10 protein-coding genes are annotated in these 8,212 nt (G+C 62.8%); 6 read left to right on the top strand and 4 right to left on the bottom strand.

Translation table 11 applies throughout. The features are described 5' to 3' along the window. Window positions 1–262: 262 nt before the first annotated feature. The 3 genes from ACY69P_RS11250 to ACY69P_RS11240 all read right to left on the bottom strand — a co-directional run bounded on the left by ACY69P_RS11250 (window position 263) and on the right by ACY69P_RS11240 (window position 3,902). Window positions 263–2,344, bottom strand: coding sequence for a hypothetical protein (locus ACY69P_RS11250; protein WP_462327530.1), 2,082 nt, complete (start codon window positions 2,342–2,344; stop codon window positions 263–265). 76 nt (window positions 2,345–2,420) lie between these two features. After that, complete coding sequence (locus ACY69P_RS11245; RefSeq protein WP_459900426.1) at window positions 2,421–2,819, bottom strand: cytochrome c3 family protein; 399 nt, start codon at window positions 2,817–2,819, stop codon at window positions 2,421–2,423. 246 nt (window positions 2,820–3,065) lie between these two features. Then, complete coding sequence (locus tag ACY69P_RS11240; RefSeq protein WP_459900428.1) at window positions 3,066–3,902, bottom strand: DNA polymerase III subunit delta'; 837 nt, start codon at window positions 3,900–3,902, stop codon at window positions 3,066–3,068. A 142-nt stretch (window positions 3,903–4,044) separates the two neighbouring features. Between ACY69P_RS11240 and ACY69P_RS11235 the strand changes: the two genes are divergently transcribed. Next, window positions 4,045–4,533: a CinA family protein gene (locus tag ACY69P_RS11235; protein ID WP_462327529.1), complete on the top strand. Its 489-nt coding sequence runs from the start codon at window positions 4,045–4,047 to the stop codon at window positions 4,531–4,533. 18 nt (window positions 4,534–4,551) lie between these two features. Next, a complete protein-coding gene (gene thpR, locus ACY69P_RS11230) occupies window positions 4,552–5,118 on the top strand; it encodes an RNA 2',3'-cyclic phosphodiesterase (RefSeq protein WP_459900432.1) in 567 nt (188 codons plus the stop codon). Window positions 5,119–5,187: 69 nt separating this feature from the next. Here the strand turns inward: thpR and ACY69P_RS11225 are convergent, their stop codons facing one another. Next, window positions 5,188–5,679, bottom strand: coding sequence for a hypothetical protein (locus ACY69P_RS11225; protein ID WP_404843844.1), 492 nt, complete (start codon window positions 5,677–5,679; stop codon window positions 5,188–5,190). A gap of 350 nt (window positions 5,680–6,029) precedes the next feature. Here ACY69P_RS11225 and ACY69P_RS11220 point away from each other — a divergent pair, with 350 nt between their 5' ends. From ACY69P_RS11220 to ACY69P_RS11205, 4 genes are all read left to right on the top strand, one after another. Further along, window positions 6,030–6,473, top strand: coding sequence for a universal stress protein (locus tag ACY69P_RS11220; RefSeq protein ID WP_404843843.1), 444 nt, complete (start codon window positions 6,030–6,032; stop codon window positions 6,471–6,473). 84 nt (window positions 6,474–6,557) lie between these two features. Next, the gene (locus ACY69P_RS11215) at window positions 6,558–7,025 is read left to right on the top strand and encodes a universal stress protein (RefSeq protein ID WP_459900434.1); all 468 of its coding nucleotides are present in this window, start codon (window positions 6,558–6,560) and stop codon (window positions 7,023–7,025) included. A gap of 13 nt (window positions 7,026–7,038) precedes the next feature. After that, the gene (locus ACY69P_RS11210) at window positions 7,039–7,482 is read left to right on the top strand and encodes a universal stress protein (protein ID WP_404843841.1); all 444 of its coding nucleotides are present in this window, start codon (window positions 7,039–7,041) and stop codon (window positions 7,480–7,482) included. A 157-nt stretch (window positions 7,483–7,639) separates the two neighbouring features. Beyond that, window positions 7,640–8,212 (top strand): aminotransferase class I/II-fold pyridoxal phosphate-dependent enzyme (locus ACY69P_RS11205; protein WP_462327528.1); only part of this gene is annotated, 573 nt, incomplete at its 3' end.

The following is an 8,212-nucleotide window of genomic DNA, read 5'->3' as shown; positions in this document are numbered from 1 at the left end:
CCGCCCACCCCTATTTTCGGAGCGGCTTCCGCTCCGAAAATTCTGGGGATTCTCAAGGGTATCATACCCTTGAGCCGCCGGAGGCTCTCTTAATTTCTTAGGCCCTTCGTCCTTTCAGGCCGAACGACTTAAGAGCTAAAGCCGCCGGAGGCACTCTTCATCTTGTCCCCCCCCCGGAGCGTAAAAACCCCCGGTCCGCCAAGGGCGGGCCGGGGGATTATTTGAAAGCGGTGGCGGTAAAGCGCGCCGTGGCGCGTTGCCGCTAGTCGTCGCCGAGGGATTTGGCGAGGGCGGCGATTTCTTCGCGTATGATGCGTGCTGCGGCGGCGGGGACGGCCTGTTCCATGTGCTGTTCCACTTCGGCCACGATGGTGTCCTTGAGGCTGCTGGAGAGCTGGCTGTCCACTTCGCGGTGCAGTTCGGCGCGCAGGTCGTCGATTTCTTCGAGCAGGGCCTTTTTGAGCGTGGTGGCGATTTCGGCTTGCAGTTCCACCTTGATGGACGCCTTGAGTTCGTCGAGGGACTCGGGCGACGGGGTGGCGTCTGTTTCTGCCAGTTGCTCTTCAAAGGCGGAGAAGCGTGCGTCGAGACGTTCGTCCAGCGCGGTGCCGACGGAGGACTCAAGGGCGTCCAGCCGTGCCAGAATGCGGTCCAGCGCAGGCGCTGCGGGCTGCTGCTCGGCCTGCTCGGGCGCGGCGGGTGCCGCCTCCGGCGTGGACGCGGGCGCTTCGGAAGCCTCAGGGGCTTCGGGCTGTGCAGATTCGGCCTCAACGGGAGCCTCGGGCTCGGCCGGAGCTTCCGGCGCTGGCGCAGGGGCTTCCTCGTCGGTCGGGGCTTCGGCTGTTTCGTCAGCAGGTTCCGCGGCAGGCTCTGCGGGGGCGGCTTCGGGCTGCACGTCCGCGCTTGCGGCGAGGGTGTCGAGGTCCGGCCCGGGCTCGGCGTCGGCGTCTATGCCGTCGTCTTCGGGCAGGTCAAAGGAGTCAACGTCCTCGATGTCCGCAAGGTCGGCGAGATCATCCAAGTCGTCCAAATCGCCGAGGTCGTCCATTGCGTCGCCCAGTCCATCGTCCGCTGCTTCTGCTGCGGGCGCTTCGGCCTCGGGCTCTGCGCTGCTGGCTTCATCGGCGGATGATTCGGCGGCTTCAGGCTCCGCTGCGGGGGCCGGGGCTTCCGGCTCTTCGGGCGCTGGAGCTTCTGCCGCAGGTTCAGGAGCGGGTTCCGGCTCCATAGGCTCGGGCTGCGCGGCGGGCTCGCCGTCTGCTGGCGCTTCTTTGGCGGCAGCTTCGGCTGGAGCGGGCTGAGAATTAGCGCCGGCGGTGTCTGTGGGTTCCTCTGCGGGCTCCTCTGCGGGAGCGCTGGCGGCTTCTTCGGCGGGCTGGTCGGCCTCGGGCGCATCGTCGCTGCCGAGGTCGGCGGCAAGGGCGTCGAGGTCGTCATCGCCAAGGTCACCAAGGTCGTCCAAATCGCCAAGGTCGGGCATGGCGTCATCCATGTCCGCTTCGGCGTCTTCGAAAATTTTGTCTTCGTCAGGCAGGGCTGGCGCTTCGGGCGCGGGCTTTTTGGGGGCTTCGGGTTCGGAAGCGGCCTGCGGCTTCTCGTCCTGTGCGGGTTCGGCGTCGTCCTGTGTGTCGGCGCTGGGTTCATCCAGCCCGTCGAGCAGGTCGTCCAGTCCATCCAGGTCGATGTCGTCGTCATCGCCAAGGTCGGTGTCATCGTCGTCTGAGGCGGCAATGTCGTCGAGGGCGCTGAGGTCGATATCATCGTCTCCGGCGTCGTCTGCGCCGGTTTCGGTGTCGGCATCGGAATCGCCGCCAAGGAGGGCGTCGAGGTCATCAAGGTCGCCGAGGTCGTCCAAATCGCCAAGGCCGAGGTCGTCGTCCTCGTCGTCTTGGGGGGCGTCGGCAGTGGGGGCGGCGTCGGGTTCGGGCGCTGGCTTTTCGGGGGCGTCGGTGAAGTCGGCGGCGAGGGTGTCGCTTTCTACTTCGTCGAGCAGGGAGTCGATGTCGTCCATGTCGCCGAGGTCGTCGAGTCCGCCGAGGTCGTCGTCAGAGGTGGCGTCTGGTTCGGGCGCGGGCGTGTCGTCGCCAGCCTCGTCCTGCGCATCGCTTTGGGCGTCGGCGTCGTCGTCCAGTCCGAAGTCCTCGTCGAGGTCGGAAAGGTCGATTTCCTGCACATCATCGCCATCTGCGGCGTCGTCGTCGGAAAACAGCTCTTCGAGTTCCTGCTCGAAGCTGAGGTCCATGTCCTCGTCCGACGTGGCTTGGTCCCCATCAGAGAGGTCACCTTTTTTAATGATGTCGGTGAGTTCGAGGATTTCCTCGTTTTTGCCGTTTTCCGGAGCCATGGCGTTACCTCTGGGTTATCCGTGGGGTCTTACGTAGAAGGGGGCCGCTGTGCGGCCCCCAAGACAGCATCATGATTTAGGGATGGCAGGCAGACTTTCTGCAGCCAGTGAGTTCCCGCTTCATCTCTCTGTCCTTGCCGGCGACGTCGCCGTGGCAGCTAATGCAGGACTGAACGTCCTTCACGCGGCGGTTGTGCATGGCCTTGTAGTAAGAGTCGGGACCCTTGGCCTTGCGGTCGAAGTTGTCGTGGCAACCGGCATCGGAGCACTTTTTGATGGCGGAAGAGCCATCCCACTGGTGGTGACAGTCTTTGCACTCGTAGTCACCGTGAGTGGAGTGATTGAAGGTGACAGGCTTTTTGGTAGCCTCCATCTTCAGTCCGTCGGCGGGCGCGTCAGCTGCGTTCAGCACGGGCAGAGCGCAGAAACTCGCAATGGCGAAGCATACAACGCCCAAGAAAAGGATCTTCTTCATCTCGCGTTTACCTCCTCATAGGTAATGATAAAGTATTCACATCGTTCTCACTATTGCACCCGCCGTCAGGTGTCAAGCAGGATGGACGTGAATCGCCGCTAGTGCGTGATGAATTGCGAGGTTTCTGCAAAACTATACCACAAGGGGCGAATCACGCAAACATACGTGATGTATCAGCGTTGATTCTGTCCGCACGGCGACATTTTGCGCGGCTGCGGTAGATGGAGGGTGTGGGGCGGGGCCGTGTTACGGGCGTTCTCGGAGCAGACGGTACGTCCGCGTTGCGAGCCAATCCAGGACCATGGCGGGGTTGACAGCCGTTGGCAGGCTGAGGGCGTCCTCTGCATGGGCGAGGGTTAGGTCGAATTTTTTCAGTCGGCCTAGGTCAAGGCGCGCGGCAAGCTGCGCGCCCATGGGTGAGGGCGAGCGCCCGGCCAATATGGCGGTGAGGTCCTTGCGGCAGGCTAAAACAACCTTGAGGGCAATATCGCGTGTGACGGCGCCCTTGGCGCCGGTTTTGGCAAACCAGCCCGTGCCGCTTTGGGCGAATTGCCCAAGGGCGCGCAGCCAGTCCGCGGCTTCGCCGTCAAGGCCGCCGCCGTGGGGCCACGGCAGGGTCAGCACCCAACTGCGCGAAACCAGCGTCGGCAGCAGGCGTTCGCGCTGCGGGGCCAACAGGACAAACAACGTGCCCGGGCACGGCTCCTCAAGGGACTTGAGCAGGGCGTTGGCCGCCGCGACGATAAGCTCCTGCGCTTCGGCAAGAATGACCACACGCTTGCCGTCGCCGCGCGGGGGCTGGCCGAACAGGGGCTTGAGTTCGCGCACGTCGTCGATTTTGATTTTGCCTTCGCGGCCGTCAAGGAGCTTGATATCCACATGCACGCCCTGCTCAATCTGAACGCAGGCGGGGCAGTGGCCACAGGCCGTGCGGGTGGCGCAGTTGTTGAGGCGCGCCCAGTGCATGGCCATATCCATACGTTCATCCACGGTTCCTCCCTCAAGAAGGAGAACCTGCGGCTGGGTGTCCACAAGACGGGTAAGAACGTCCTGAATTCTGCTGTGCTGTGCTGTGGCGGTCATTCGTATGCTCCGTGGCGGCGCGTGGTGTTTGGTCCGGAAGCGGACGCGGCGCGTCACCGGATTCCGGCGGTGTACCGCAAGCGGGGTTGTATGGCAAACGCGGGACTGCTATCCACAAGGCAAACCTTATGGAGGCTTTGGAGTGGATATACAACGACAGGCAGAGCGTGTGGCCTTTGAGCTTGGTGAGGCGCTGGTTCGGCGGGAATGGTCCGTGGCCACGGCGGAATCGTGCACCGGCGGCCTGATTGCCAATACTTTGACGAACGTGCCGGGCAGCTCGCGCTGGTTCCGCGGTGCGGTGGTGGCCTATGCTAATGATGTAAAGACGGCGCTGCTTGGCGTTGGCGGCAGTGTGCTGGCGGCGCATGGCGCGGTGAGCCGCGAAACCGTAGAAGCCATGGCCCCGGGCGCGTGCCGCGCCGTGGGCACGCAGTGCGCTGTTGCGGTCTCCGGCATTGCCGGGCCGGACGGCGGCACGCCGGACAAGCCTGTTGGCACGGTGTGGATTGGCTGGAGCGTGGACGGCGTGGTGTCCTCGCAGATGTTCCATTTTGCGGGCGACCGCGACGCCGTCAAGGCGCAGACCGCGCAGGCCGCCATTGAGGGCTTGCTCCAGCGGGTGGGGTAGCCTGCCGTGGGAGGGACGATGCGTGACGGCATCCGCGCGTTTATTGGTGTGCCGCTGCCGCAGGAGTATCAGGCGGCGCTTGGCGAGCTGGGTACGTGGCGCAGCCGCCTTGCCTCGCGCACCACGTGGACGCGGCCCGGAAATTGGCACGTGACGCTCCGGTTTCTTGGCGAGCTGTCGCCGCAGAAGCTGGACGAGGTGAAGGTGGCCCTTGGCGGCGTATCGTTTGCGCCGTTTTCTTTGCGGGCCGGTGGCGGCGGCACGTTTCCGCGGCGGGGAAAGCCGCGTGTGGTGTGGGTTGGCGTGGAGGAGGGCAGGCAGGAGCTTGTCCGCCTTGCAGACGCCGTGAACAGGGCGCTTTTGCCCCTTGGGTTCCCCGAAGAGGGGCGCCCCTTTTCGCCGCACCTCACCGTCTGCCGCGTGCGCGAGGCGCGCGGCGACAGGTGGGCAGCGCTGATTGATGCGTTAAGCGATCGGGAGTGGGCGTCTGTGCCGGTGGACCGGTTCACCCTGTGGCGCAGTACATTGACGCCGCAGGGTGCGCAGTATGGGGTGGTATCCGAATATGGGGCCACGTCCGTGTAGCCCCAAGGCTTCGGGAAGACTGTGGTGCGGCGGAAGGCCAGTCCTTTGGCCCGCCGCGCGGGACAGCCGCTAGGCCATGTAGTCGCCGCGGTTGAGCTTAATGCGCTCGGTCACGGCGAGGACTTCCACCTCGTCGACAATGGCGCCCGCTTGCGGGTTGTCATTGGCGAGGTTTGGCCACTTCTCGCGGATGTCGGCAATGCCGTTTTCAATGGAGGTCAGTTCGCCATCAGCCTGACGCAGAGTCGCTTCAGGCGAGCCGAGCTTCGCGGCATAATTTTCCCATCCATTCAAGAGGTTTTCCAGCGTGTCCATGACGTGCTGTCCCGTCTGCGAGGGTTCACCGGACTGGTCTGTGCCCTGAGCCGTGAGGATTTGGCCGGGCAACAGCCCGGTCATGGGAGGCGTGGGGGCCGTCCCCTGCGTCTTGGACGCCTCCTCGCTCTTCCCGATCGTCTCGGCGAGAAGCTTGCCAAACTCGTCCCCGTTCGTCTTCTGAACGCGGCCGTGTTTTGCTTGCTCCTGTTCGAGGGCTTTAATCTGATCAGGATGGATTTTCATGACACACTCCTATCCGTATGGTGTTTCCCTCGGTATAAGCAAATAGCTTGCCAATGCCGGTAGGAAGCCAACTTTCCGTAATGCTTGATGCTCCGCATGCCGCGCGGCGGCAAAAAATTCCCCAGCAGATCGGTGGTGCGTTGCGCTCCTGCGCCGTGCAGGGAGTTGTGCATGCCTTGGCGTGCACCCGTCAAGTTTACGGAAGAAAAAAGCCCTTGTCGAACCGGGGGAAGTATGGGTAGGGATGAGGTGTATGACTCCCGGAAGGTCCGGAACGCTCTTTTCCTTGATACTGGACGCATGCACCGGCCGTATGCCGGTGTTGCAAGCACCAACCGGAGGCAAGTTCCATGGTACAAGTGAACAAGATTCTATGCGCCGTCGACTTTTCTGACTACAGCCCCAGCGTTGCCGAATATGCTCAGGCCCTTGCCAAGTGCATGAGTGCAGAGGTTGTTGTGCTGTATGTTGCGCCGTCGCTCAATCAGTACGTCGGCTTCCATGTTCCGCCCTCAAGCATCGAGACCTTTGTTGGCGAAATTGTCAGCGGGGCGGAATCCACCATGAATGAATTCATTGAAAAGAATTTTACCGACGTTCCCGTGACAGGGCGCGTGGGAACCGGGTATGCTGCGGAAGAAATTCTGGAGGCGGCCCAGACCGAAGGCGTGGACATGATTGTCATCGGCACCCACGGGCGCAAGGGGATAGACCGTATCCTCTTTGGTTCCGTGGCGGAAAAGGTGGTCAAGAGTGCCGCATGCCCCGTCCTGACTATTCGCCCGGAAGCCTAACGGCTGGGGCGCGTTGCCAAAACACACACCAAGGGCCGTGGTTCCATGAGGACCCCGGTCCTTTTTTCATGGAGGAGAAGGCCAATGGTACAGATGAAACGAATCTTGTGCGCGGTGGATTTTTCGGAGTACAGTGGTCATGTGGCGGAGTATGCCGCCACCTTGGCGGCGTGCAGTGACGCCGAGGTGACGGTCTTTTACGCCGCGCCGTCCTTTGACCAGTATTTGAGCTTTGATGTGCCGCTGACGCGTATTGAGGACCTTGTGGGTGGCATTATGCAAGGCGCGCACGACAAGATGAAGGCCTTCGTGGCGGAGCAGTTTCCCGGCAAAAACGTGACGGCACGCGTGGCGACCGGGTACCCCGCGCAGGAAATAGTCGGCGAGGCCCGTCGGATGCACGCAGATGTCATCGTGATGGGAACCCATGGCCGGGAGGGGCTGGACCGCGTCATCTTTGGCTCTGTGGCCGAGAAGGTGTTGCTGGCCGCACCCTGTCCGGTACTCACCGTCCGCCCCCGGGCAGTCAGGGAGGACGACGACGAGGAATAGGAGGAAGAACGGTATGAAGGACATTCAGAAGATTTTCTGTGCCATTGATTTTTCCGGACACAGCGCCAAGGTGGCGGAGTATACCCGCATGCTGGCGCTGTGCATGTCCGCCGAGGTGGTGGTGTTTTACGCCGCGCCCACGCTGGAGCACTATGCCGGGTTTGATGTGCCCGCCAGCAAGCTGAACGCCGTGGTGGGCGACATTATCTCCGGCGCGGAGAAGAGCATGGACGACTTTGTGGAAAAGCATTTTGCCGGGCTTAAGGTCACGCCGAAGGTCGTCAGCGGCTATCCGGCGGACGAAATCCTTGCCATGTCGGATGCGGAGGACTGCGACCTTATCGTTATCGGCACCCATGGCCGAAAGGGACTGGACAGGCTCCTGTTTGGTTCCGTAGCCGAAAAGGTGGTGAAGTCGGCCACAAGGCCGGTGCTCACCGTGCGTCCTGAAGCCTAGATTCCCCGTGGTGCGGGGCGCGCTGTGAGCGCCCCGCACCATTGACTTTCCTGCCGCTTTCCATTCTCATCTGCCCCGCATAGTCAGAAGGAAACCGTTCACCCTTATGCGCGCGCCGCGTCCTGCGCCGCGCGCTCACACCCGTGAGGCATTCGTCATGGATTTGCAGAAGACCGTTCAGCCGCAGGTGCCGGAGTTCAAACCCTACAGCCCCGGACTGGCCATTGAAGAGATTCAGGAGCGTTACGGCCTTGGCCGCGTGGTCAAGATGGCCAGCAACGAAAACCCCCTCGGCACGTCCCCCGTGGTGCACAAGGCGCTGACGGAGCATGCCGCGCTGGCCTTTCGGTATGCGCAGGCCGGGACACCGCGCCTGTGCCGCGCGTTGGCGGAGCATCTGGGCGTGCCGCAGGAGTGTGTGGTGGCGGGCAACGGTTCCGATGAAATCATTGACCTGCTGGTGCGGGTGAAGGCGCGCCCCGGACGCGACAATATCATTGCCTTTTCCCCGTGCTTTTCCATGTATGGCCTTCAGGCGCGGCTGTGCGGGGTGGAATTCCGCCAGACGCCGCTGAACCCGGACTTCAGCTTTCCGTGGGATGCGCTGGTTGGTCTTGCGGATGAGAATACGGCCCTGTGCTTTGTGACCACGCCGGACAACCCCTCGGGCTATACCCCGGATGTGGAGGACCTGAAGGCCCTCGCGCGGCGGTTGCCGCCGCAGTGTCTG

The organism is Desulfobaculum sp., assembly GCF_054921475.1.
This window is presented reverse-complemented; position numbering and strand designations above follow the sequence as displayed.

Bases quoted from the DNA above. Each gene is read 5' to 3' on its own strand.
- ACY69P_RS11250 (WP_462327530.1), bottom strand. From the start codon at position 2,344: ATGGCTCCGGAAAACGGCAAAAACGAGGAAATCCTCGAACTCACCGAC.
- ACY69P_RS11245 (WP_459900426.1), bottom strand. From the start codon at position 2,819: ATGAAGAAGATCCTTTTCTTGGGCGTTGTATGCTTCGCCATTGCGAGT.
- ACY69P_RS11240 (WP_459900428.1), bottom strand. From the start codon at position 3,902: ATGACCGCCACAGCACAGCACAGCAGAATTCAGGACGTTCTTACCCGT.
- thpR (WP_459900432.1), top strand. From the start codon at position 4,552: ATGCGTGACGGCATCCGCGCGTTTATTGGTGTGCCGCTGCCGCAGGAG.
- ACY69P_RS11225 (WP_404843844.1), bottom strand. From the start codon at position 5,679: ATGAAAATCCATCCTGATCAGATTAAAGCCCTCGAACAGGAGCAAGCA.
- ACY69P_RS11220 (WP_404843843.1), top strand. From the start codon at position 6,030: ATGGTACAAGTGAACAAGATTCTATGCGCCGTCGACTTTTCTGACTAC.
- ACY69P_RS11215 (WP_459900434.1), top strand. From the start codon at position 6,558: ATGGTACAGATGAAACGAATCTTGTGCGCGGTGGATTTTTCGGAGTAC.
- ACY69P_RS11210 (WP_404843841.1), top strand. From the start codon at position 7,039: ATGAAGGACATTCAGAAGATTTTCTGTGCCATTGATTTTTCCGGACAC.